The organism is Pseudazoarcus sp. NS36 (genome assembly GCF_059703705.1).
In genome coordinates, this window is record NZ_BAAKJA010000007.1 from 192,017 (window position 1) to 215,924 (window position 23,908).

General features: G+C 66.0%; 28 protein-coding genes and 1 other RNA gene. 20 read left to right on the top strand and 9 right to left on the bottom strand.

Going from position 1 to position 23,908, the window contains the following annotated elements:
• Positions 1-75: 75 nt before the first annotated feature.
• Entirely contained in the window at positions 76-432 is a 357-nt protein-coding gene (locus AC6H0R_RS12760; protein ID WP_497581735.1) for a hypothetical protein, read from the top strand.
• 21 nt (positions 433-453) lie between these two features.
• On the opposite strand, the gene AC6H0R_RS12765 is transcribed toward AC6H0R_RS12760, so the two are convergent.
• The 4 genes from AC6H0R_RS12765 to AC6H0R_RS12780 form a co-directional block, all read right to left on the bottom strand.
• Entirely contained in the window at positions 454-1,149 is a 696-nt protein-coding gene (locus AC6H0R_RS12765) for a hypothetical protein (RefSeq protein WP_497581736.1), read from the bottom strand.
• 127 nt (positions 1,150-1,276) lie between these two features.
• A non-coding RNA gene (ssrS, locus tag AC6H0R_RS12770) (6S RNA) lies at positions 1,277-1,456 on the bottom strand.
• Between the two features lie 28 nt (positions 1,457-1,484).
• The gene (locus AC6H0R_RS12775) at positions 1,485-1,787 is read right to left on the bottom strand and encodes a cell division protein ZapA (RefSeq protein ID WP_497581737.1); all 303 of its coding nucleotides are present in this window, start codon (positions 1,785-1,787) and stop codon (positions 1,485-1,487) included.
• Entirely contained in the window at positions 1,780-1,998 is a 219-nt protein-coding gene (locus tag AC6H0R_RS12780; protein WP_497581738.1) for a hypothetical protein, read from the bottom strand. Before AC6H0R_RS12780 ends, AC6H0R_RS12775 begins: the two co-directional genes overlap by 8 nt.
• A 159-nt stretch (positions 1,999-2,157) precedes the next feature.
• Here AC6H0R_RS12780 and lgt point away from each other — a divergent pair, with 159 nt between their 5' ends.
• The 17 genes from lgt to AC6H0R_RS12865 all read left to right on the top strand — a co-directional run bounded on the left by lgt (position 2,158) and on the right by AC6H0R_RS12865 (position 17,758).
• The gene (gene lgt / locus AC6H0R_RS12785) at positions 2,158-2,943 is read left to right on the top strand and encodes a prolipoprotein diacylglyceryl transferase (protein ID WP_497581739.1); all 786 of its coding nucleotides are present in this window, start codon (positions 2,158-2,160) and stop codon (positions 2,941-2,943) included.
• A gap of 88 nt (positions 2,944-3,031) precedes the next feature.
• The gene (locus tag AC6H0R_RS12790) at positions 3,032-3,229 is read left to right on the top strand and encodes a hemin uptake protein HemP (RefSeq protein ID WP_497581740.1); all 198 of its coding nucleotides are present in this window, start codon (positions 3,032-3,034) and stop codon (positions 3,227-3,229) included.
• A gap of 42 nt (positions 3,230-3,271) precedes the next feature.
• Complete coding sequence (locus tag AC6H0R_RS12795; RefSeq protein ID WP_497581741.1) at positions 3,272-3,508, top strand: (2Fe-2S)-binding protein; 237 nt, start codon at positions 3,272-3,274, stop codon at positions 3,506-3,508.
• On the top strand, positions 3,505-3,981 hold the full coding sequence (gene bfr / locus AC6H0R_RS12800) for a bacterioferritin (RefSeq protein ID WP_497581742.1): 477 nt from the start codon (positions 3,505-3,507) through the stop codon (positions 3,979-3,981). The genes AC6H0R_RS12795 and bfr overlap by 4 nt, the downstream gene beginning before the upstream one ends.
• 103 nt (positions 3,982-4,084) lie before the next feature.
• Entirely contained in the window at positions 4,085-4,210 is a 126-nt protein-coding gene (locus AC6H0R_RS12805; protein ID WP_497581743.1) for a hypothetical protein, read from the top strand.
• Complete coding sequence (locus AC6H0R_RS12810; RefSeq protein ID WP_497581744.1) at positions 4,207-5,346, top strand: energy transducer TonB; 1,140 nt, start codon at positions 4,207-4,209, stop codon at positions 5,344-5,346. The genes AC6H0R_RS12805 and AC6H0R_RS12810 overlap by 4 nt, the downstream gene beginning before the upstream one ends.
• Positions 5,347-5,351: 5 nt before the next feature.
• Positions 5,352-6,113: a MotA/TolQ/ExbB proton channel family protein gene (locus AC6H0R_RS12815; RefSeq protein WP_497581745.1), complete on the top strand. Its 762-nt coding sequence runs from the start codon at positions 5,352-5,354 to the stop codon at positions 6,111-6,113.
• Positions 6,113-6,529: an ExbD/TolR family protein gene (locus AC6H0R_RS12820; protein WP_497581746.1), complete on the top strand. Its 417-nt coding sequence runs from the start codon at positions 6,113-6,115 to the stop codon at positions 6,527-6,529. Before AC6H0R_RS12815 ends, AC6H0R_RS12820 begins: the two co-directional genes overlap by 1 nt.
• A gap of 174 nt (positions 6,530-6,703) precedes the next feature.
• Positions 6,704-8,005 carry an efflux RND transporter periplasmic adaptor subunit gene (locus AC6H0R_RS12825; RefSeq protein ID WP_497581747.1) on the top strand — a complete coding sequence of 434 codons (1,302 nt, stop codon included), beginning with the start codon at positions 6,704-6,706 and terminating at the stop codon, positions 8,003-8,005.
• Positions 8,002-9,972 carry a MacB family efflux pump subunit gene (locus AC6H0R_RS12830; RefSeq protein WP_497581748.1) on the top strand — a complete coding sequence of 657 codons (1,971 nt, stop codon included), beginning with the start codon at positions 8,002-8,004 and terminating at the stop codon, positions 9,970-9,972. The genes AC6H0R_RS12825 and AC6H0R_RS12830 overlap by 4 nt, the downstream gene beginning before the upstream one ends.
• Positions 9,969-11,372 carry an efflux transporter outer membrane subunit gene (locus tag AC6H0R_RS12835; protein WP_497581749.1) on the top strand — a complete coding sequence of 468 codons (1,404 nt, stop codon included), beginning with the start codon at positions 9,969-9,971 and terminating at the stop codon, positions 11,370-11,372. Before AC6H0R_RS12830 ends, AC6H0R_RS12835 begins: the two co-directional genes overlap by 4 nt.
• A gap of 137 nt (positions 11,373-11,509) precedes the next feature.
• A complete protein-coding gene (locus tag AC6H0R_RS12840) occupies positions 11,510-13,915 on the top strand; it encodes a TonB-dependent receptor domain-containing protein (protein ID WP_497581750.1) in 2,406 nt (801 codons plus the stop codon).
• Positions 13,916-13,962: 47 nt separating this feature from the next.
• Complete coding sequence (locus tag AC6H0R_RS12845) at positions 13,963-14,628, top strand: PepSY-associated TM helix domain-containing protein (RefSeq protein ID WP_497581751.1); 666 nt, start codon at positions 13,963-13,965, stop codon at positions 14,626-14,628.
• 13 nt (positions 14,629-14,641) lie between these two features.
• Positions 14,642-15,142 (top strand): DUF2271 domain-containing protein, encoded by a 501-nt coding sequence (locus tag AC6H0R_RS12850; protein WP_497581752.1) that lies wholly within the window; start codon positions 14,642-14,644, stop codon positions 15,140-15,142.
• Positions 15,143-15,164: 22 nt separating this feature from the next.
• Entirely contained in the window at positions 15,165-15,962 is a 798-nt protein-coding gene (locus tag AC6H0R_RS12855; protein WP_497581753.1) for a DUF4198 domain-containing protein, read from the top strand.
• A gap of 10 nt (positions 15,963-15,972) precedes the next feature.
• Positions 15,973-17,343 (top strand): sulfite reductase subunit alpha, encoded by a 1,371-nt coding sequence (locus AC6H0R_RS12860; RefSeq protein ID WP_497581754.1) that lies wholly within the window; start codon positions 15,973-15,975, stop codon positions 17,341-17,343.
• 25 nt (positions 17,344-17,368) lie between these two features.
• Positions 17,369-17,758: a DUF6746 family protein gene (locus AC6H0R_RS12865; protein ID WP_497581755.1), complete on the top strand. Its 390-nt coding sequence runs from the start codon at positions 17,369-17,371 to the stop codon at positions 17,756-17,758.
• A gap of 6 nt (positions 17,759-17,764) precedes the next feature.
• On the opposite strand, the gene AC6H0R_RS12870 is transcribed toward AC6H0R_RS12865, so the two are convergent.
• Positions 17,765-19,147 (bottom strand): sigma-54-dependent transcriptional regulator, encoded by a 1,383-nt coding sequence (locus tag AC6H0R_RS12870; protein ID WP_497581756.1) that lies wholly within the window; start codon positions 19,145-19,147, stop codon positions 17,765-17,767.
• Entirely contained in the window at positions 19,140-20,588 is a 1,449-nt protein-coding gene (locus AC6H0R_RS12875; protein ID WP_497581757.1) for a sensor histidine kinase, read from the bottom strand. Before AC6H0R_RS12875 ends, AC6H0R_RS12870 begins: the two co-directional genes overlap by 8 nt.
• A 198-nt stretch (positions 20,589-20,786) precedes the next feature.
• On the opposite strand from AC6H0R_RS12875, the gene AC6H0R_RS12880 reads away from it, so the two are divergent.
• Together AC6H0R_RS12880 and AC6H0R_RS12885 are read left to right on the top strand one after the other, a co-directional pair.
• Complete coding sequence (locus AC6H0R_RS12880; RefSeq protein ID WP_497581758.1) at positions 20,787-21,167, top strand: DUF4168 domain-containing protein; 381 nt, start codon at positions 20,787-20,789, stop codon at positions 21,165-21,167.
• An 84-nt stretch (positions 21,168-21,251) separates the two neighbouring features.
• Positions 21,252-22,355, top strand: coding sequence for an SLC13 family permease (locus AC6H0R_RS12885; protein ID WP_497581759.1), 1,104 nt, complete (start codon positions 21,252-21,254; stop codon positions 22,353-22,355).
• 81 nt (positions 22,356-22,436) lie between these two features.
• Here the strand turns inward: AC6H0R_RS12885 and AC6H0R_RS12890 are convergent, their stop codons facing one another.
• The 3 genes from AC6H0R_RS12890 to AC6H0R_RS12900 all read right to left on the bottom strand — a co-directional run bounded on the left by AC6H0R_RS12890 (position 22,437) and on the right by AC6H0R_RS12900 (position 23,883).
• The gene (locus tag AC6H0R_RS12890; protein WP_497574825.1) at positions 22,437-22,694 is read right to left on the bottom strand and encodes a hypothetical protein; all 258 of its coding nucleotides are present in this window, start codon (positions 22,692-22,694) and stop codon (positions 22,437-22,439) included.
• 2 nt (positions 22,695-22,696) lie between these two features.
• Positions 22,697-23,308: a 30S ribosomal protein S4 gene (gene rpsD, locus AC6H0R_RS12895; RefSeq protein WP_497574826.1), complete on the bottom strand. Its 612-nt coding sequence runs from the start codon at positions 23,306-23,308 to the stop codon at positions 22,697-22,699.
• Between the two features lie 116 nt (positions 23,309-23,424).
• Positions 23,425-23,883, bottom strand: a complete 459-nt coding sequence (locus AC6H0R_RS12900) for a c-type cytochrome (protein ID WP_497581760.1) — start codon at positions 23,881-23,883, stop codon at positions 23,425-23,427.
• Positions 23,884-23,908 lie beyond the last annotated feature (25 nt).

Genomic DNA, 23,908 nt, shown 5'->3' on the forward strand with positions numbered 1-23,908 from the left:
CAACTCGCCCCGGCTTTTCTTTGGGGTCAGCCCCCTCAAGAACATGGGCCACCGCGCCCGTTTCGGAGTGCTTGAATGATCGAAGGAATTCCCGGCTGGGCAATCGCCCTGGACTACGTCCTGGGCATGATCATGTGGACCCTGATCGGCCGTTTCGGCATGCGTCTGTTTCTGCCGGAAGAGAGCAAGTTCTTCTTCAGCCGCTTCTTCATCCGGGTCACGGACCCGCTGCTGAAGCTGTTTGCGCCGATCACACCGGGTTTTCTGGTGCCGGCCATGATCCCGCTGTATGTAGCATGGTTCTTCTATATGGCGCGCTTCTACCTCATGCCCTGGCTGCTCGGCTATTCCGTGCTGGGCATGCTGTCATTTCCGTTGGAGGGCGAGATCGCCCGCGGTATCAACCACCTGTTTGAGATGGTCGTCCGCTAGGGCCGGTCACTTCCGGGAGGTTCAGGCTTCGACCGTGCCGGCCATGACGCCGGCCGGATCGAGGTTTGCACGCAGATCACGCCGGATTTCCTGCCAGCGGAAACGCACCGAGTTCTGCACGATTTCAGCGTCGAGGTCCTTGAACTCCTGCACCACCGGCGCCCAGTGCACCAGCGACTCCGGGCTCGCCGAAAACGGACCTTCGTCATCCGTCATCTGCGTCCAGTCACACGCCGCGAGGCGCTCGCGCACGCGTTGCGCATGCGCACTGAATTCCTCACCGCAATCGGCCGGCACACCCGTGGCATCGAGAATCGCGCCGACCAGTTGCTGCATCAACACACCAACCTGCTCGGCCTCATAACCCGCACGCACCAGCACTCCGCCGGAAAAGCAGGCCAGATCGCCGAGGCAATCGAGCCAGATCTGCCATTTGGCGACGTTGATGCTGACGACAAAGCCGTCGTCATCGAACAGCTCGGGATAGCGCGTACCGGCGCGGGTGCGCAGGTAGCCGTACAAGGAGGTCTGTGCAACAAAACTCGCGCGGGTTTCCAGAAAACGCTGCAATGCGGCGCGATCATGCACCGGCTCGCTACCGCGACGTGACAGGCCGAAATAGGATTTGAGCGTGGAGAGCAGCGTTGCCGGCGACTTGAGCGCCTCAAGAATGGTGATGCGCGGTTCGGTCGATGCCGTGGATGACTTTTCGCTCACGTTGCGCTCTTCCTTGTTACGTCGGGTGTCTGGCCATTATAGGGCTAAAGCACCGCCCTCCAGAGGCCGCCAACCCCACGTCAAAAATGCAAAAAGGCGCGCAGAATCTGCGCGCCTTTCAAGCATCTGGCCCCCCGCCTGTGCCGTCTCCATCGATATCCTGAACCGAGGGTTCAGGGCGGTCGCCTGACTTCCGCATCAGGCTTCCCCTCGAGGGGGCTTGCACACCAGCGGTTAAGTATTCGGCAACCATGCTCGCAAGCATTGGTTCAAGGAACTACGACTTCAACAAACACGGCAGGGGATTGAACCTGTTCACACGCCTGGGAGGCGCCTCAGAACAGCCGTTCCTGGCTGTCGATGGCTTCGTCCAAACGGGCTGTGATGGCCCCGATTCTACGCTTCAAGTCAGGCATGTCAAACCCGCCGGAGCGCTGAAAAGCGATGAACTCATGGGTGATGTTGAGCGCCGTCATGACCGCCAGTTTTTCACCCGCAGCGCCGGTTTTTGCGGCCAGCTTGCGCAGTTGCTCGTCGAGATAGGTCGCCGCGTCAATCAACGCCTGACGCTCTTCCGGAGGGCAGGCCACGCGGTACTCGCGGCCATTCAGATTGATGTCAATTGCGTCGTCAGGCATCGTCCGCCTCCGTCTGAGGCAAGCGCCCGAGGATGGCTTCGAGTCGCTCTGTCGCACCACACAGACGCTCGCGCAAGGCCTTGTTCTCGGCCTCCAGTTCGACGCCACGGGAACGTGCCGTGCGAAGATCCGAACGCCCCGCTTCATACAGCGCGATGAGCTTGTCGAGTTGCTCTTCAAGACGGGCGATTTCGGCATCCATGCGCGGCATGGTAGTGTCCGCCCTCGGCACGGTCAAGAATGCCAGTGGATTGCCGCTCAACGCCCGTCAAACCTGTCTCTTCGCCGCACAAGCCCGCGCCTGAGGTGCTTTTTGCCTCAATGCTGCCGCCCGTGGCAAACGGGCACACGCCCTACGGAACTACGCCGAATGCTCGTCCATCCCCAGTTTGACCCTGTCGCCCTGTCACTCGGCCCCGTCTCCATCCACTGGTACGGCGTGATGTATCTGCTGGCTTTTGCCCTGTTCATGGCGCTAGGTCGGGTGCACGCGCGACGTCGCCCCGAGTCGGGCTGGGACGGCAAGCAGATCGACGACCTGCTCTTCTACGGCATGCTGGGTGTGATTGCCGGCGGCCGTCTGGGCGAAGTGCTGTTCTTCCAGCCGGGTCATTACCTTGCCAACCCGCTGGAGATTCCGATGATCTGGAAGGGCGGCATGAGTTTTCATGGCGGCTTCCTCGGGGTGCTGGTGGCGATGTGGTGGTACGGCCGCACGCAGGGACGTGGCTTCTGGCAGATCACAGACTTCATCGCTCCGCTGGTGCCGCTGGGGCTGGCGCTCGGGCGCATCGGCAACTTCATCAACGGTGAGCTGTGGGGGCGAGTTGCCTCGACCGACCTGCCGTGGGCGATGGTCTTTCCGTGGGTCGACAATCTGCCGCGCCACCCTTCGCAGCTCTATCAGGCTGCCGGCGAAGGCCTGCTGCTGTTTGTCCTGCTGTGGCTGTACTCGGCCCGACCCCGCGCAACCGGCGCGGTCTCGGCCGTATTCCTGATTGGCTACGGCAGCCTGCGTTTTCTCGCCGAGTTCTTCCGCACGCCCGACCCGGGCATTTTCGGCACCTTGTCGCTGGGACTCTCGACCGCCCAGTGGCTGTGCGTACCGATGGTGGCTGCCGGCATCTGGCTGCTGAGCACACGCCGCAAGCACTGAGTTTTCGACGCCCCGGACAATTCCTGCTTGACCCGCGGCCTGCTTTGGCTGTTAAATACGAATTGTTTTCATTTGCGTTAGTTTCATCATGCATAACAGTGCCTCCGCAGACTGCCCCGACCGCACTGCCTGCACCGCCCCGCCGTCAGATGACGCGGCGCTGCAGGCTGAAGCGCTATCGAGTGCGGCGCTGCTGCAAGGCGGTTCCTGCATTGCCATCGACCACCTCGGCACGCGCTACGTCCTGCGCGCAACGCGCGCCGGGAAACTCATCCTCACCAAATAAGCGAGTCTGGCTGGACACGCGGTTTCATTGAGAGCCTCCGGGATGTACATTTGCATCTGCAACGCGGTCACCGAAAAGCACATCGAGCAAGCAGTCGAGCAGGGCGCCTGCCGCATGCGCGATCTGCGCCAGCAACTCGGGGTGGCCGCCGATTGCGCGTGCTGCGCGGAATCCGCGCGGCGCTGCCTCGCCACCGCGCTCGAGAATCGCGCAGACCGCTCATGGACCCCCGTGCCGGCCTGCGCTGGCAGCGTCGCCCTTGCCCTGGAGGCATCATGAAAGGCGACAAGAAAGTCATTCAGCACCTGAACCGTCAGCTCACCATCGAACTGACCGCAATCAACCAGTACTTTCTGCATGCCCGCATGTACAAGAACTGGGGCCTTACCAAGCTCGGCAAGCACGAGTACGACGAATCGATCGAAGAAATGAAGCATGCCGACATGCTCATCGAACGCATCCTGTTCCTCGACGGCCTGCCCAACCTGCAGAACCTCGACAAGCTGCTGATCGGCGAGAACGTGCCTGAGTGCCTGGCCGGCGACCTGAAGCTCGAAACCGGCGGCCGCACCCACCTGATCGACGCAGTTGCCTACTGTGAGTCCTGTAAGGACTATGTGTCGCGGGAGCTGTTCGAGCATATTCTCGAAGACACCGAGGAACACATCGACTACCTCGAGACGCAGATCAGCCTGGTCGAACAGGTCGGCCTGCAGAACTATCTGCAATCACAGATGGAGGTCGGCAGCTGACCCTGCCCCGGCGCCGCGCCTGCGCGGCGCCGCCTCCGACACTCCAGCCAGCCAGTTCTCGCGCGGAACGAGCCAGCCAGCGGGTCACCTAAGAACTGGAAACATGCACCACACACCGGCCCCGCACCCCTCTGCGCAACGCAATGCCCGACGACAGGCTTTCGCGCCGCTGCGCACCCTTGTCGTTGTAGCGCTGGTGGCCGTACTGCTTGACCTGATGCTGCGATGAGCGCCGGCCCCCTGTCCCGTTTTGCCGGCTCCGGCGGTGAGCGGCGTCTTCTGCTCGGCGCCGTGATCATTGCGCACATTGGTGGGCTGTTTGCGCTCGCACGTGTGCAGCAGCGCCCGGACGTGCTGCCTGAACCGGTCATGGCCGTCACCCTGCTGGACGAGCCCGTCACCGTCGCAGAGTCTCCGCCGGCACCCGAGCCGATTGCGCCGGCCCCGGAACCCACTCCGAAGCCGGCCCCTGCCCCGGCGCCCAAGCCCGAACCGCTGCCGCCCCCCGAGCCCACACCCGAGCCGCCGCCTCCGCTGCCCGAGCCGATGCCGCCGGAGCCTGTGCCCGAGCCGCCGCCGCAACCGGCGCCGGAACCCATGCCCTTGCCAGAACCGGTACCCGTCCCCGAGCCCATCGCGGAGCTCACACCGACGCCTGAACCGGTGATCGACCCCCTGCCGCTCCCGGAGCCGCTGCCTGCACCAGTGCCTGTGCCGCAGGCCGCCGCGCGCGCCGAGCCTGTGCGCCTGCCCGAACCCATGCCGCTGCCGCGGGCAGAGCCACTGCCTGTACCCAAGCCGGCCCCGCTGGCCGAACTGCCGCCGCTGCCCAAGCCGGAACGCCAACCGGTGCCGCTGCCTGCCGCGCCCGCCCGACCCACGCCGCCGGCACCGCCGGCTCTGCCGCCCGTCGCCAAGGCCGAACCGCGCCCCGAAGCGCCGCCGGAAGTGCGCAAACCCTTGCCACCGCCCGCGCCTCCCGCTCCGCCTGCACAACCGCCCGCACCTCCCACACCGCCCGCGCCGCCTCCGCCGGTGACGCCACCCGCGCCACCGCCTCCTGCTCAGCGCAGCCAGCCGGTTGTCGAGGCGCGTTACGATGCGGCCTATCTGAACAACCCGGATGTGCCGTATCCGGCGCTGTCCAAGCGCATGCGCGAGGAAGGACGCGTCATGCTGCGTGTATTCGTCAGCGCCGAAGGCCGCGCACAGAAGGTCGAGATTTCGGAGAGCTCCGGCTCACCGCGCCTCGACCGGGCGGCCAGCGCCTCCGTTTCGAGCTGGCGCTTCGTTCCTGCCAAGAAGGGCGAGCGCAATGTCGCATCCTGGGTACTCGTACCCGTCGTATTCAAACTTGAGGGATAACGCCCATGACCCCGAATGAAACCTTCGGCCTGGCCCACCTGTGGGCCCAGTCCGACATCGTCATCAAGCTGGTCGCCTTCACGCTGGTCGTGATGTCGGTGGCGAGCTGGTATCTCATCGTGCTGCGCACCGTGCGCCAACTGCGCGCGCGCAGTCACGAAGGCGCAGTCGAGTCGTTCTGGAAGGCGGCCAACCTCAGCGAGGGGCTGGAACGCCTGTCGCAGGCTGCGCCCGATTCGCCCTTCGAGGCACTGGCGCGCCAAGGCGTGGCAGCCGCCGAGCACGTGCGCAATCACGCCGCCTCCGAGACCCTTGGCGGCCGGCTGGATGCCGACGAGTTCGTGACGCGCGCACTGCGCAAATCCATCGCCATCTCCACGGCCAAACTTGAGTCCGGCCTGACGGTGCTGGCCTCGATCGGCTCCACGGCGCCCTTCGTCGGCCTGTTCGGTACGGTGTGGGGCATTTACGGCGCGCTGATCGGCATCAGCGTCTCCGGCATGGCCACGCTCGACGCCGTCGCCGGCCCGGTCGGCGAGGCACTGATCATGACTGCCTTCGGCCTCTTCGTCGCGATCCCCGCGGTGCTGGCCTTCAACGCCTTCAACCGTGCCAACCGGCTTGAACTGAACGAGCTCGACGCCTTCGCGCACGATCTGCACGCGTGGTTCTGCACCGGTTCGCGCCTGGCCAGCGGCGCACAGAATGCCCGCGCCCGCAAACCCGCGGCTGCCGAACTACGCACCGCCGATCAAGGAGCTGCGTAATGGCTTTCGGCGGATTCAACCAGCAGGGCGGCACGCCGCAGATGAGCGAGATCAACATGGTCCCGCTCATCGACGTGATGCTGGTGCTGCTCATCGTGTTCATGATCACGGCGCCGCTGCTCACCCATTCCGTGCAGATCGATCTGCCCAAAGCCTCCACGCAGGCCACCAACCAGAAGCCGGAAACGGTCACGCTGGCCATGGACGGTGACGGCAAGCTGTACTGGAACGACCAGCCGGTCGAGCGCAGCGAGGTTTCCACCCGCCTGCGCGAAGCCGCGCAGCAGGAGCCGCAACCGGAGCTGCATCTGCGCGCCGACCGCGAAACCCGCTACCAGATCCTGGCCGAGGTGATGGCTGAAGCACGCAACGCCGGCATCGCGAAAATGGGCTTCATCACCGTACCGAAGCGCTAGCGGGTGCACTCGCCCACGCAGGCAGATCGCGGCAGCGGCGCTTCGGCAAGAAGCGCCGCTTGTTTTTGCAGGCACCCCGCACTGCTGCAATGCGATACAAAGCAAGAACGCCCGGCAGCCTAAGCTTGTCCATGTAGCCACTCCACCGCTCGCCCAATCTCTCCAGCCGACACCATGATCGCCATCCCGCCCCGCTCCCGCACCACCCGCATCACGGTCGCCTGTGTGCTCGTTGTTTCGCTGGCTGCGGGCCTTTGGTTGGCGCGCGGCACCCTGTTTGGCGGCAATGACGCCACGGCGGGCCTGGTGGTCGCACCGGTCCAGCGCGGCACGCTCGAAGACATCGTCACGGCCACCGGCACCTTGCAGCCGCGCGACTATGTCGATGTCGGCGCGCAGGTATCGGGGCTGCTCAACCACATTCACGTTGAAGTCGGCGACGATGTATCGACCGGTGAGTTGCTCGCCGAGATCGATGCACGCGTGCTGGCCAGCCGCGTAGACGCCACGCGTGCGCAACTGCGCAGCCAGCGTGCGCAGCTGCTCGAACGCCAGGCCAATCTCCAGCTGGCCGAGCTGCAGACCCGACGCCAGCGCAATCTGATGGCCGAGGACGCCACCACGCGTGACGCTCTGCAGACGGCCGAGGCCGGCCTGCTTGCGGCCCAGGCCCAGATCGAAGCGCTCAAGGCGCAGATCGATCAGACCGAAGCCAGCCTGCGCGCCGACGAAGCCAACCTTGAATACACCCGCATCGCCGCGCCGATGGACGGCACCGTGGTGTCCATCACCGCACGTCAGGGCCAGACCCTCAACGCCAACCAGTCCGCCCCGACCATCCTGCGCATTGCCGATCTGTCGACGATGACGGTCGAGACCCAGGTCTCGGAAGCCGACGTCGGCCGCCTGCGCGTGGGCATGGACGTGTGGTTCACCACGCTCGGCGCCAACGGCCAGCGCTGGGAAGGCAAGTTGCGCCGGATCGACCCGACGCCCACCGTCACCAACAACGTCGTGCTCTACAACGCGCTGTTCGAAGTCCCCAACGCCGGCCGCCGGCTGATGACACAGATGACCGCGCAGGTGTTCTTTGTCGTCGCACGTGCCGAGGACACATTGAGCGTGCCCATCGCCGCCCTTGCGGGACTGGCCTCCCGCCCCTCCGGCGCAGCAGGCGGCCAACGCCCCGTGCGCGGCACCGGCGACGGCTCGCCGCGCGGGGAGCGGCCTGCGCGCACGGCCGAGGCCCCCGCCGAGGGTGTCGAACGCCGCGGTCCGCCGGCTCGCAAGGCCACGGTGCGTGTTGTTGAAGAGAACGGCACGATCAGCGAACGCGCGGTGCAGGTCGGCCTGACCAGCCGCATTGCGGCACAGATCGTCTCCGGCCTGGAAGCCGGCGAACGCGTGGTGGTCGGCGGCCGTGCGGCGGGTGCGGCCGGCGCGCGCAATCCGCCCATGCCGGCGCACCCGCGATGAAGGCCGAAACCCCGCTCGCCATGCCCGACGGCGCCGGGACGGCCGGCACGCCGTTGATCGAACTGCGCGGCATCACACGCACGTATCACAACGGCGAGATCGAAACGCGCGTGCTGCACGGCATCGACCTCAGCATTCATGCCGGCGAGTTCGTCGCCATCATCGGCGCGTCCGGCTCGGGCAAGTCGACGCTGATGAACATCCTCGGCTGCCTCGACCGCCCGACCACCGGCGAATACCGCTTCATGGGGCAGGACGTGTCGCAGCTCGACCGCGACGAATTGGCCCGCCTGCGGCGCGAAGACTTCGGCTTTGTGTTCCAGAGCTACAACCTGATCGGCTCGGCCACCGCGGCCGAGAACGTCGAAGTACCGGCCATCTATGCCGGCGCCCCGGCCTCCGAACGCCACGCGCGCGCTACCGCACTGCTGGGCGAACTGGGGCTGGACGAGCGCACGCACCACCGCCCCAGCCAGCTCTCGGGCGGCCAGCAGCAGCGCGTGTCGATTGCCCGCGCGCTGATGAACGGTGGCCGCATCATCCTCGCCGACGAGCCCACCGGCGCGCTCGACACGCGCAGCAGCGCCGACGTGATGCAGCTCATCCGCGAGCTCTCGGCCAAGGGCCATACCGTCATCCTGATCACGCACGATCGCGAGGTGGCTGCGCACGCCGACCGCATCATTGAGATCAGCGACGGTCGCATCCTGTCCGACCCCGGCCCGCAACTGCCTGCAGTGCCGGTGGCGTTTGAACCCCATGTCGACCGCAGCTCGCCGCTGGGCGAGCTCATCGAAGCCACGCTGACCGCCGTACGCGCGCTGCGCGCCAATGTCTTCCGCACCATCCTCACACTGCTCGGCATCGTCATTGGCGTGGCCTCGGTGATCACCATGCTGGCCATCGGCGACGGCGCCAAACAGGCCGTGGTGGACCGCATCAGCGCCATGGGCTCCAACCTGCTCACGGTGCGCCCCGGCGCACCCAACCAGCGCGGCCGCGACGTCACCGCCACGCTGTCGCTGGAAGACATGCGCGCCGTCGGCGCTCTGCCTGGCGTGCTGGCCTCTGTCCCCGAACAAGAGGGCAGCGTCACCATCCGCTACGGCAACGCCGACCATCGCACCACCGCCAGCGCCACGTCGGCCGATTTCGTGGTGGCGCGCACCTGGGACGTTGCCGAGGGCAGCTTCTTCAGCGCCGAGGACGACGAGCGTTACGCTACGGTCGCCGTACTCGGCAAAACGGTGGCCAATGCACTGTTCGGCTCGCGCTCGCCGATCGGCGAATATGTGGTGATCAACAACGTGATGTTCCAGATCGTCGGCGTCATGGCCCCGATGGGGGCCACCGGCTGGGGCCGCGACCAGGACGACGTGATCTTCGTGCCCTGGACCACCGGCAGCCTGCGCCTGTTCGGCCAGCGCTATCTGCGCTCGATCACGGTGGCAGTGGCCGACGGCGAGGACATCGACGCCACCCAGCAACGCGTGCAGGAACTGCTGCTGGCACGCCATGGACTGGAGGATTTCAACATCCGCAACATGGCCTCGATCATCGAGAGCGTGTCGGCCACCCAAAACACCATGACCATCCTGCTCGGGTCGATTGCCGCCATCTCGCTGCTGGTCGGCGGCATCGGCGTGATGAACATCATGCTGGTGTCGGTCACCGAGCGAACGCGCGAAATCGGCATCCGCATGGCCACCGGCGCACGCACGCGCAACATCCTGCAGCAGTTCCTGATCGAGGCGCTCACCGTCTCCGCGCTCGGTGGCCTGATCGGCGTTGGCGTCGGCTTGGGCACCACCGCGCTGATCGAGTGGCTGGGCACACCGGTGGTGTATTCACTCGCACCGGTGGTGCTGGCTTTCGGCTGCGCCTTCGCCACCGGCCTGATCTTCGGCTTCCTGCCCGCCCGCAAAGCGGCCCGTCTCGACCCCGTCGCCGCACTGGCTTCCGAATGAAAAACACCCTGTCCGTCCGACTCCTGCTGCCGACCTTTGCCGTGCTGGTGCTTGCCGGCTGCGCCATCACCGAGCCGTCCTCTCGCCCTGACTACGCTCTGCCGGGCGGCTGGAACGAAACCGCCGACCCCACCGCCGCTGCAGTCGACGCCCAATGGTGGCAGGCCTTCAACGCTCCGGCACTCGACACTCTGGTGCGCGAAGCGCGCGACAACAATCCGGGCCTGGCCATCGCCACCGAACGCGTGGTGCAGACCGAACTGGCCTTGCGTACGGCCGGCGCCTCGCGCCTGCCCGGCGTGAGCCTGGGAGCCACTACCAGCGAGCGTCGCAGCCAGCCCGACGGCGCATCGACAAGCACCACCGAAGCCACTTCGGCCAGCCTCTCGATCTCGTGGGAGGTGGATCTGTGGGGGCGCCTCGCGGCCGGCGTGGATGCCGCCTCGGCCGGCCTCACAGCGAGCCGCTTCGACCTCGACGGTGTGCGCCTGAGTCTGGACGCCAACGTTGCATCGACGTGGTTTGAGACGCTCGCGCTGACAGAGCGTCTGCGCATCGCGCGGGAGAACCTCGCCATCGCCGAACGGCTGTTGTCGCTGGTCGAGGTGCGTTACCGCAACGGCGCAGCCTCGGCGCTGGACGTCTCGCGCCAGCGCACCACGGTGCTGTCGCAGCGCGCCACCATCACACCCCTCGAAGTGCAGTTGCGCCAGACCCGCTCGGCCCTCGCATTGCTGGCCGGACGCTTCCCGCAGGCGTTCGAGTCGCCCGAGAGCGCACTCGAAGCACTGTCTGTGCCCGCCGTAGCGGCCGGACTGCCTGCCGAGCTGCTCGCACGCCGCCCCGACATTGCTGCCGCCGAAGCACGGCTGGCTGCGGCCGATGCCAACGTGGCCGCCGCACGCGCGGCCTTGCTGCCCAGCGTGCAGCTCACCGGGTCGGGCGGCCTGGCCAGCGCCGCACTGCTTTCGCTGGCGGACCCGACGCGCAGCACTGCCATCGCCGCCGCACTGGCGCAGACAATCTTTGACGGCGGACGGCTGCGCGCGCAGGTCGACACCGCCCGCTCACGTCAGCGTGAACTGATCGAGACCTATCGACAGAACGTCCTGACCGCCCTCAAGGAAGTCGAGGACGCACTGGGCAACGTCGCCCGCGCCAACGAGCTGGAACAGTCGCAACGCGCCATCCGGGACGAGGCGCAACGCAGCCTGCGCCTGTCCGAACTGCGCTACCGCGAAGGCGCGGACGACCTCGCTGCCGTGCTCGACGCACAGCGCACGCTGTTCCAGACCCAGGATCAGCTCGCCCAGCAACGCCTAGCGCGTCTCACCACAGCCACCGACCTGTACAAGGCCCTGGGCGGCGGCTGGCGCCCCGATGCGGCCGCCCGACCCTGAGTCCGACCTGACACATTTGTTGCAAATTTTAATGCGAGTCATTATCATTTATTGATTCGTAGCCAGCCATCTGCGTGCGTCCTCACAACGCCAGCCAGTCAGCCAGCCATCGCCCCATCCCTGACTGGAGATTCACCATGGCTCGCCGCCTGCGGAGCATGCGCTCCGCTTTTGCCTTGCGCCCCCTGCACTGTGCGCTCGCGCTGAGCTTTACTGCGCCGCTTGGCTTCGCGCAACAATCCGACGCCCTCCTTGACGACGTCGTCGTCACCGCCTCCGGCTTCGAACAGAAGATCACCGACGCGCCGGCCAGCATCTCGGTCGTGACGCAGAAGGAACTGGCCAGCAAGCCCTATACCTCGTTGATCGACGCAGTACGTGACCTTGAAGGGGTCGACGTGGGGGAAACGACCGACAAGACCGGTCAGCGCACCATCAGCATGCGCGGCATGGGGTCGGACTACACGCTGATCCTGATCGACGGCAAACGCCAGAACAACCACGGCGACATCTACCCAAACAGCTTCAGCGGCAACCAGTTCAACCACGTGCCACCGCTCGACGCCATCGAGCGCGTCGAAGTCATCCGCGGCCCAGCGTCCACCCTGTATGGCGCCGATGCACTTGGCGGTGTGATCAACATCATCACCAAGAAAGACATCACCAAATGGAGCGGTTCGGTTACAGCCGGACGTACGTTCCAAAGCAACAGCGATTTCGGCGACGATCAAACCATCGACTTCAGTCTGCGCGGTCCGATCAAGCCAGGCCTGCTCGGCATGAGCGTGCGCGGCAGCCAATATGATCGCGACGCATCAAACCCTCAGTATGCCGGCGCGACTGCACCGGACGGCACTCCCCACCCTCGCACCCTGGGCTTTGGCGGTGGCGGGCGAACGGTCGAAAACACCAACAAGGCGCTCGGCTTCAGTCTTTTCCTGACACCCACCGAGAACCAGCGCATCACCTTCGATTACGACACGTCCAAGCAGGTCTACGACAACAAGCCTGTGGATGGCAATTTCCCGCTCGGGACCGTCGATAGCATTGACACCATCTGGTCGGCCGGAAACTGGTCCGCTTGTGACGATGGCGGCGTAGCGTCCGGCTGCGAAGATCGTGGTGGCTCGGTTATTACGGGACGTCGTGCGAACCCCCGCGTTGGCTACGCGGATGAGCAGGAGTTCACGCGTAAATCGTGGTCGCTCTCCCACGAGGGCACGTGGGATTTCGGCACCAGCCACGTATCTCTGTCCTATATCGAAACCGACAACAATGGCCGGACCTTGCCGTTCACGGTGGCAGAACGCGAGGAACTGCTGGCCATGATTGACGGCACCGGCGCTTATGCAGGGATGAGCGAGACCGACCGCCGTGCAGCCGCCGAGGCCACCTTCCTGCCCCGCGGCAAACGCACACTGCAGAGCAACCAGTACACGCTGGACGCCAAAGTCGATATCCCCCTGGCCAATCTGGCCGGAGATCACCTGCTGGTCGTTGGCGGTCAAGTCATTGACGGCGAGCTGATCGATGGCGTTTTCGGTATGGAGGAAGGCACCCCGGGCAAAGCGCAGAAGCACCAGATGTGGGCATTGTTTGTCGAAGACAACTGGATGCCGACGGACAAGTTCACGCTCACGGCCGGCGTCCGCCACGACGATCACAAGGTGTTCGGAAGCCAGGTATCGCCCCGCCTCTATGGCGTCTACAGCTTCAACCCGCAATGGACGGTCAAGGGCGGCATCAGCACCGGCTACAAAACGCCAAAAACCACCCAGCTCTATGACGGCATCACGGGCTTCGGTGGTCAAGGCACCTCTCCGATGTACGGCAACCCCGATCTCAAGCCGGAAACCAGTCGCAACGCAGAAGTGGCCGTCTATTGGAGTCACCCGCGCGGACATAACTTCAATGCAACGCTGTTCCGCAATGACTTCAAGGACAAGATCGCCAACGAGCCCTGCGGCCCCGGAACGAGCGTCAGCTGCACCAGCACCGGCGAATACTCCGACCTTGGCTATAGCTCGTCCAACCGCAGCACCAACATCGACAAAGTCGTGATCCAGGGTCTGGAGCTGGCGGGCCGCTGGCAAATCGCCGACAACTGGATGCTGCGCGGCAACTACACCTACACCGACAGCGAACAAAAGAGCGGCACCAACAAAGGCCAGCCGATGACCCAAAGCGCCAAGCACATGCTCAACACCACGGTGGACTGGCGCGCCATGCCGAAACTCAACGTATTCCTGACCATGGAAGCCCGCTCTAAACGCTATCGCGGACAGATCGACGGAAAGGCTGCCTACTACAAGGATTACGAGGTGTTCCACCTCGGCGCTAGTTACGCAGTGACCAGCATGCTCACGATCAACGCCCGAATCAACAATCTGCTAGACGAAGACTTCACCACGTACAGCACGACCTTCGTCACATGCTCCAGCGGCAGCAGTTGCATCAACGGATGGCAGCCGAGCTACCGCGACGATTACAACAACAAGGACAAGTCCCGCAATCTGTGGGTCTCGGCCAACCTGAAATTCTGACCTACTCGAGGACGGCCGCTCGCGAGGGCGGCCGTCCTTGCTGATTGATGACGACGCACAGCGAACACCTGCCGGCACGCCCGACCGCAGCTCCAAGCACATCCCCTCAGGCTCGTCGCGCCTGGTGGATGCGCCATCTCATGCAATGGCACTGGATCAGCTCGGCCATCTGTCTGGTCGGCATGATCCTGTTCGCCATCACCGGCTTCACGCTCAATCACTCCGGCAGCCTCGAATCTGCGCCACAACGCAGCAGCGTGACACGCACGCTGCCGGCCGAGCTGCGCGTACAGCTCGAGAACAACGAGGCAGACGAAGCGCCGTTGCCGCGCGCGTTGCGGCGCTGGCTTGGCGCCGAGCTGGGACGCCACGTACCGGCCCTGTCGGCCGAGTGGTCGCCCGACGAGATCTATCTGGCGCTACCGCGCCCCGGTGGCGACGCCTGGCTGGCCATCGACCGCAGCAGCGGCGAGGTCGAGTACGAGCAAACCAGCCGCGGCGCCGTGGCGTATCTGAACGACCTGCACAAGGGCCGCAACACCGGCACCGCCTGGAGCTGGTTCATCGACGTGTTCGCGGCAGCCTGTCTGGTGTTCTCGCTGACCGGCCTGTTCATTCTCGCGCTGCATGCACGCCAACGCGTCAGCGTGTGGCCGCTGGTGGCGCTCGGCGCGGTGCTGCCGGCCCTGCTCGTCCTGCTGTTCATCCATTGAAAGGAATCGCCCGATGAAACGAACCCTGCTGTGCACGCTGTGCGCCGCCTTCTCCGGTCTGACCAGTGCCGCCGACCTGCGCGTGGAGATCGAACTGCCCGAGCTCACGCCGCGACCGTATGTGGCGGTCTGGCTGGAACGCCCCGACAACAGCGTGGCCGCCAACCTGGCCGTCTGGTACGACGGACGCATGCGCAACGACGAAGGCAAGACCTGGCTCAAGGACATCCGCCAGTGGTGGCGCCGCATCGGCCGCGACACGCCGGTGCCGATCGACGGCGTGACCTCGGCCACGCGCGGCGCCGGCGTACACACGCTGAGCTTCAGCGCCGGTCAGGCCCCGCTGGGCACGCTCGCCAAGGGCGAGTACCGCCTGGTGGTCGAAGCCTCGCGCGAGCACGGAGGCCGCGAGGTCATCACCTTGCCGCTGCAGTGGCCGCCGGCTGCGCAGAAACGTGAATCGGCCAAGGGCGAGCGCGAGCTCGGCCGCGTCGCAGTCGAACTCATCCCCTGATTCAACCCGAAGGAGCACCACGATGAAACTCCGTACCCGCATCGCCCTCGCCGCCCTTGCTACGGCCCTGGCCGTACCGCTGGCCGGTGCCCACGAGCGCTGGCTGCTGCCGTCGTCCACCGTGCTGTCGAAGGCCGGCTACATCACCGTCGACGCTGCCTCGTCGAATGAAGTCTTCTACTTCAACCACCGTCCGCTGCAGATCAACGACAGCCTCGTGATCACCACGCCGGACGGCAGCCAGCTTGCGCCGGAAAATGTGCAGACCGGCAAGCTGCGCTCGGTGTTCGACCTGAACCTGACGGCCGACGGCACCTACCGTCTGGCCATGGTCAGCTCCGGCGTGATGGCGAGCTGGAAAGAAGGCAGCGAGACCAAGCGCTGGCGTGGCACGCGCGCCGAACTGGCGAGCAAGGTGCCGGCCGACGCTGCGGAACTGACCGTGCGCGAAGTCGCCAGCCGGGTCGAAACCTTCGTCACGGTCGGCAGCCCGGCCGCGCCGCAGCTCACCGGCGAAGGCCTGGAACTGGTGCCGGTGACCCACCCCAACGACCTGTACGCCGGAGAGGCAGCCACCTTCGCCTTCCATTACAACGGCCAGCCCGCCGCCGGCATCGAGGTGCACGTCCTCCCCGGCGCGATGCGCTATCGCAACGCGCCAGACGAGATCAAGCTGACCGCCGACGCCGAAGGCCGCGTCACGCTGCAGTGGCCGCAGGCCGGCATGTACTACCTGAGCGCCTCGATCAGCGGCGCTGCGGAAGGCAATGTCGAACGTCGCGCCTCCTACATGGGCACGCTGGAAGTGCTGCCGCAGTGAGACCCGGCGCATGATCACCGACCAGCTGCCCCGACTGGCCGGCGCTGCCGGCCTGCTCGCCGGCTGGCTCGGTCTGTGCCTGCGCGCCTGGTGGGCTGTCCGTGTGGCAGCCCCCGCTGCCTCCGGCGACACTGCCGGGCCGGATGGCCCGGTGCTGGTCGCCTTCGCCAGCCAAACCGGCTTTGCCCACGAACTCGCCAATGAAGCCGCGCTCGCACTGCGCGCCGGTGGCGCGGACTGCGAGGTCGTCGCGCTGGGCGAGGTCGACGCCGCCCGTCTGCGCCGCGCCGGACAGGTGCTGTTCATTGCCAGTACCTGCCGCGAAGGCGATGCGCCCGACAATGCGGCAGGCTTCGTCGAACGCGTCATGAACACCCATCCCGACCTGCGCGGCGTACGCCATGCCGTGCTGGCGCTGGGTGATCGTCACTACCCGCGCTTCTGCGGTTTCGGCCGCGAGCTGGATGCCTGGCTCGGCGATTGCGGCGCCGAGGCCTTGTTTCCGCGGATTGATCTCGACGGCGCCGAACCGGCCGGGTTGCAGGTCTGGCGCCACCGTCTGGCCGAATTCGCCAACGCCGCCGAGACCGTGGCGGAGGCACCCACCAGCTGGTGGCGCATCCGTGCACGCCACCACCTCAACCCCGGCAGTGCCGGCGCTGCGGCCTTTCATGTCGAATTCGAGGCCGTGGCCGGGCCGCAGGCCGATGCTGCCGTGGTGTCGCCCCCCGCCTGGGAGGCCGGCGATCTGCTGCAACTGCTGCCCCCCGGCGGCGACCACCGGCCGCGCACCTATTCGATGGCCTCTCTGCCGGAAGACGGCGCGGTACATCTGCTGGTGCGCGCCGTGTTTGACGCTGAAGGCTGCCCCGGCCTGATGTCGGCACTGCTGTGCGGCGAAGCGCCGGTGGGCAGCGTGCTGCGCGGGCGCATCCGCCCGCATCACAATTTCCGTCTGGGCGACAACGCTGAACGCCCGCTGATCCTGATCGGCAACGGCACCGGTCTGGCCGGCCTGCTTGCCCACCTGCGCCAGCGCGCGCGCCAGGGCGATGGCCGCAACTGGCTTCTGTTCGGGGAGCGCAACGCGGCACACGATGCCTTTCACGCCGACGAACTTGACCAGCTCAAGCAACAGCGCCTGCTGGCGCGCTGCGACCGGGTGTACTCGCGCGACGGACCCGGCGAATACGTGCAGCACCGCCTCGCCCACAGCGCCAACACGCTGCGCCAGTGGGTTGCCGACGATGCGGCGATCTACGTCTGCGGCAACGCCGTGGGCATGGGGCCAGCGGTGCACGAAACACTGCGCGAGATCCTTGGCGACGAGACCCTCGCGCAGCTCATGCGCGACGGGCGCTACCGTCGCGACCTCTACTGACCGATTTATCACCACGGAGCCTTCCATGCAGAAGACCCTCAGCCTGATCGCCCTCGCCGTGGCGCTCACCTTTTCCACAACCACTTTCGCCGACGAGAAAGCACCCGAGCGCGTTGCGCACTATCAGGGCAAGCAGGCCGCCGGACTGGCCGAAGCCGTCGCCAACCTGCGCGAAGCCAACGTCAAGCTCGCCGAACTGCTGGGCGGCGAAGTCGGCGAGTACGACATCCACGACATCCACAGCCTGTCCTACACGCTGGAAGAGTCGCTGGCCAAGCTGCGCAAGGAGATCGAAAACCTGCAGGGCGAGGTCGAATCCATGCACTTCTACAGCGAAGGCCTGAACCGCGACGAAGTCATCCAGTACGGCAACGCCTACCTGCAGGGCATCGCCCCGCTGCTGCCGCCGCAGTAAGCGGTTTCAGTCGGACGCCTCGTCGTCCAGCCAGCGGTACAGCGTGCGCCGCCCGATGCCCAGCAACGCGGCGGCGCGGCGACGATTGCCGCCGGCTTCGGCCAGCACACGGCGCACATAGCGCTTCTGTACTTCGTCAAGCGTGGGCAGCATCGGACCGTCAAGCAGCCCGCCATCGCCGCGCGGTGCACTCGGCGTGGCCGCCGCAGCCGGCTTGAGCACGCGCTCGGGCAGGTGCTCAAGCTCCACCGTCTCGGTCGGGCAGAAGGCCACCGCGCGCTCCACGGCGTTCTGCAGTTCGCGCACGTTGCCGGGAAAGGGATAGGCACGCAGGGCCGCCAGCGCGTCCGACGAGAAGCCGCGCGCGGGACGACTCTGCCCGGCCGCAAAACTCGCCAGAAAGCGCTGCGCCAGCAGCTCCACGTCGTCATCACGTTCGCGCAGCGCGGGCACACTCAGCGCGAAGGTCTCCAGCCGGTAGTACAGGTCCTCGCGAAACTCGCCGTCGGCCACGCGCTGCGCCAGATCGCGGTGAGTGGCGGCGACGATGCGCACGTCCACCTGCTCCTCGGTGTCCTGCCCGACCGGGCGGATCGAGCCGTCCTGCAGCGCACGCAGCATCTTGGCCTGCAGCGCCAGCGGCATTTCGCCGATCTCGTCGAGCAGCAGCGTACCGCCATGCGCCTGCTGCAGCAGGCCGCGGCGCGCGCTGCGCGCACCGGTAAAGGCGCCGGAGGCGTGGCCGAAGAACTCGCTCTCCATCAACTCCTGCGGCACGCCGGCACAGTTAACCGCCAGAAACGGCCCTTCGGCGCGTTCACTCTCGGCGTGGATAGCACGCGCCACCAGCTCCTTGCCGGTGCCGCTCTCGCCATTGACGAGCACCGGCCCCTGGGCTCGCGCCACGACACGAATCTGATCGAACAGGGTGCGCATCGCCGCGCTGCGCCCGAACAGGCCGTGAAAGGATTCGCCAGCGCTGCTGATACGGCGGAAACGCGTGACTTCGTCGCGCAACTGGCGGGTTTCGAGCACACGGTCGACGCAGATCAGGAAGTGGTCGAGATCGAGCGGCTTGGTCAGAAAATCGTCGGCGCCGGCCTGCAGCGCCTCGACCGCCTGACGCACGCTGCCGAAGGCCGTGACGACGATGATGGCCGGACGCTCCTCACGCGCCATCAGCTCGCGGACCAGCTCCATGCCATGCCCGTCGGGCAGGCGCAGATCGGTGACCACCAGATCGGGCAGCTTGCGGCCCAGCGCGGTGCGCGCCTCGCCCAGCGTTGCGCACGCCACCACGCGACGCCCGGAGGCTTCCAGCTCGTCCACGACCAGCCGCGACAGCGCCGGATCGTCCTCGACAACGAGAATGTTTGCGCGCTCAGTCATGTGGCTGCTCCAGGGTTTTCAGCACCAGTTCAAAGCGCGCACCGCCCAGCGGCGAGGTGCTGACAGCGGCCTCGCCGCCATGCTCGCGCGCAATGCGTTCGACGATGGCCAGCCCCAGCCCGGTGCCTTCGCCCGGCAGGCGGGTGGTGTGGAAGGGCTCGAACACGCGCTTGCGCTCGGCCTCGGGTACTCCCGACCCGGCGTCGTCCACATACAGCGCCACGCGTCCGTCCTCGATACGCCAACCCAGCTCCACTACGCCATCCGGACAGGCCTGGCGTGCGTTGCGCAGCAGGTTGACGAGCGCCAGTTCCAGCCCCAGCGGATCGCCTCGCACCGTCGCCGGGGCACCTTGCCGCAACGTCGAGACCACGCCCTCGCCCTCTGCCTGCGCATGCACGCGGGCGACCAGATCGGCCACGACAACCCGATCGTGCCCGCTGCCCGCACCGCGGGCGTAGGCCAGCAACTGCTGCACGATGGAAGTCATGCGGGCGACCTGATCGCGGATCTCGCCCAGTTCGCGCGCATCCTCGTCGCTGCGCGCGGTGCGCTGAAGCCGGCGCGCACGTCCGTCCACCACCGACAGCGGCGCACCCAGCTCATGCGCCACGCCGGCCGAGAGCTGGCCCAGTGCCGCCAGCGTCTCGCTGCGGCGCAACTGCGCCTCGATACGGCCGCGCTCCTCGCGCGCAGTCGCCTCGCGCGCCTCGGCCTCGTCAATGGCATCGAGCATGTTGTTGAAACGGTGTGACAACTGCCGCAGCTCGAGCGGGCCGCCGGGGAGAACGCGGTGTTCACGCTCACCGGCGGCAACGCGCTGCACGCTGTGCAGCAGCTCTTCGAGCGGGCGCCCGATGGCTCGCCGGTGCGTGAAGCCGAGCATGCCGAAGACGATCAGTGCCGCCAGCCCGAAACCGCCCCAGATCCGCAGATGCAGCTTGCGCAGCTCGGCCTCGATGTCGCTGCGACGGCGCGTGACCTGCAGCAGACCGTCGGGCTGACCACCCGCGTCGAACAGCGGCAGGAAGAAGGAATAGACGTTCTCGCCACGAATGGTCTCGTACTGCTCGAACTGGCCCTCACGCGAAAGCTTGAGCGCATCCCCGGCCTGCGCGCGGGTCGGCTCACCGGTGCCGAAGGTGAGAACGCGGTTGCCGTCGCCATCGAAAAGATAGGCGCCATACACCTCGCTCATGCCGAACACCGACGCCAGGCTGGACTCGATCTCGCCGATGTCGCGGCGCGCCAACGCCTGCGTGACCGGGAAATGCACCGCCCGCGCGACCAGTTGCAGGTCGCGCTGCATTCGGCCTTCGACGAACTGCCCGAGCACCGCCAGCAGCACGATCAGAATCAGCGCCAGCACGGCCAGCACAGGGGCAACAACCTGCAGCGCGAGCACGCTGCGCAGGCTGCCTAGAACGGCAGGGGCTTGCATGATGAGCTCCGACGGGAGATGTGACACATGCGCCAAAATGACACACTTTTGCGCACAAGGTCAATCCAATCGCCCCCGCAGCGCGGACAACACACCTCCGCATCCGACTGTTTTAAAGCGACTTTCCGGAATACGCCTGAAACTGGCACGAAGTTCGCACTGTATGGCTGGCATGACCCACAAATGGAGGTAATACACATGACCAAGATCACTCCGCTACTGGCCAGCCTGATGCTTGCTTTCGGCGTTTCCACCGCAGCCCTCGCGCAATCGGCACCGCCGCCGCAAGGCACGGCAGCGGCCCAGCCCGCGGCCAAGTCGGCGGACTTCACCGAAGAGGATCTGGAGAAGTTCGCCGAGGTCCAACCGGCCATCGAAACCATCCGCGCGGACTACTCGCAACGACTGCTCGACGTGAACGACCCCGAAAAGGCCGCCAGCCTGCAGACCGAAGCCGTCCAGCAAATGGTCGAAACGGTGAATGAAGCCGGCCTCGAGGTCGAAACCTACAACGGTATCGCCATCGCGCTGCAGTCGGATCCCGACCTGCGCATGCGCGTTGAATCGATGATGAACTGATCCTCCTTCAGATCATCGATTCAACCCCCGGGGCGGCCTCCTCCCGCCCTCCTTGAGGACGGTGGACACGGCACAATACGCGCCATGCCCACCGTCCGTTTTTTTCTGAGCCGACTGACCGAAGACCGCCTGTTGCTGGCGCTGTTGATCGGCCTGGCGGCCTTGTTGCTGCCGGCCCCCGAACGCGCGGTCGAACTGCCGGCGCTGGTGGACTGGGACACCATCGCTGCACTGGCCGGCCTGCTGGTACTTTCGCGCGGGCTGGAGGACAGCGGCCTGCTGGCACGCATGGGGCAATGGCTGCTCACGCACGCGCACGGGGAGCGCCGCCTCGCCGCGTCGCTGGTCTTGTTCTCCGCAGCGCTGTCGACAGTGGTCACCAACGATGTAGCGCTGTTCATCGTCGTACCGCTGACCATCAGCCTGAACGCTGCGGCGCAACTGTCTGTCGGACGGCTGGTGATCTTCGAAGCCCTGGCGGTGAATGCAGGCTCCACACTGAGCCCGGTCGGCAATCCGCAAAACCTCTTCCTCTGGCAATCATCGGGCGCCGGCTTCGTCGAGTTCGCGCTCGCCATGTTGCCGCTCGCGGCCGCCTTGCTGACGCTGATTCTCGTGCTGATTCCACTGGCCTTTCCGGCCCGCCGCATCGGCATGGCGGCTCCGCTGGTCACCCCGCCGCTCGACGCCCGTCTGATGTGGCTGTCACTGGCGCTGTATCCGCCTTTCCTGCTGGTAGCCGAAGCGGGTTACACGCTGTGGGGGGCGGCCGCAGTGATCACCTTGTATCTGGCCATTGCGACGCGGGTACTGCGGGGAGTGGACTGGTTGCTGCTGGTGGTATTCGCGCTGATGTTCATCGACCTCGGCTTGCTCGCGGGACTGCCATGGATTGCTGAGCGGATGCCGGCCTTGCTGGCGTTTCCAGGTGGCCTGCTGGCAGCAGGCACGCTGTTGTCGCAGGCCATCAGCAACGTACCGGCGACGATCTTTCTGGACGGCTTTACCGAGGACTGGCGCACGCTGGCATGGGCTGCGGCGGTTGGTGGCTTCGGCACGGCGCTCGGCTCGCTCGCCAATCTGATCGCACTGCGCCTGTCGCGCCAGCCCGGGCTGTGGCGCGAGTTTCACCTGTGGTCGCTGCCGCTGCTGATAATGGCGTTCGGCATCGCATGGTGGCTGCTTTAGGGCTCCAGACCCAGCCCACAAAACGAAACGCCCCGTGCAGCAAGCGCATGGGGCGTTTCATATTGCTTCGGCGCAGCCAGGTCAGGACGCCAACGCGCCTTTGGGCAGACACGGCATGTCCGCACACAGCGAACGGTATCCATCCCATTCGGCGCACATCTCGCGAGCGCAGGTGCGCACTTCGTCCGCCAGCCGGGGATCGGCTGCAATGACTTCCAGATGCTTCACGACAGCGTCCGCCACCACCGGCGAACGACGTGCCGGGAAGCGCGACATCAACTGCATGACGGCCGCCAGCGCAAGCTCGGGGCGGGCCTCGTAGCGCAGGGCGTCGCTCATGATTACATCCTCACTGCGTAGTATTCGACGACGTGCTGGACTTCCACCGGGAACGGAACTTCGTCGTGGTGTGGCACGCGCGTGACGCTGGCGGTGACCGTCGTGGCATCAAAGCTGATCCACTCCGGACGCTCCAGCTCGGGCTTCTCAATGCACTCCACCGTCGCGGGGATACGGCGCCCCTTGTCGGTCAGCGTGATCACGTCACCCGGCTTGATGCGGATCGACGGAATGTTCACCGACTTGCCGTTGAGCAGCACATGCCGGTGGCTGACGAGTTGGCGGGCAGCGATGCCGGTCGGCGCAAAACCGGCGCGGAACACGGCATTGTCGAGACGACGCTCGAGCAGTTCGAGCAGCTTCTCGCCAGTCGGCGCCTTTGAATTCTTGGCTTCGCGGAACAGCTTGCGGATCTGACCCTCGGTCAGTCCGTAGTTGAAGCGCAGCTTCTGCTTCTCCATCAGGCGCAGCGCAAAGTCCGAACGGCGACGGTTCTTCTGGCCGTGCTGACCCGGCGGGTAATCGCGGTTTTCCATGGATTTGCGCGACAGCCCCGGCAGGGCTGTGCCCAGCGCGCGCATGACTTTGAGGCGGGGACCGGTGAGACGAGACACTTGCTTCTCCTGTGCGTGCTGGCCGCTCTTGAGATACCGGCCATGAATGCAGAAATCAGAAGAAGATGATAGTTACTCTCATTTGTAATTGCAAATCATTCTCTTGCTGCTAGCCGTCAGCGCCCGCTTTGCGCCATCTGGCGCCGCGCCTGCAGGATCTCCTGCGGCCATGTGCTCTGGATGTAGGCCAGCACCGCTCGGATCTCGTCGTCGGACAGAACGTCGCCGTAGGCCGGCATGTCGCTCAGATAGCCCTCGGGCGCCAGCGGCGGCACCAGGCCGTCGTGCACCATCGCAAACAGCATCTCGTCGGAGTGGTGCCAGGTATGGCCGTTGGCGTCGTGCGGGGGCGCCGGCAAACGGCCGTCGGCACGACGTATGCGCCAATCGGCCTGGCCTTCGAGCTTCCCGCCGTGGCACGCGGCGCAATGGTCCGCATAGACCTCCTGGCCGATGGCAAGCTTGGCGGGATTGGTCGGGTCGATGCCACGTTCCGGCCATGGCTCACCACAACCGACGAGCAACAGCGCGCCGGTGGCGGCCAATGCGTACAGCGGAACGGGCAATCGGCGCATCGCGTCCCCTACGAGTTCAGCAAAC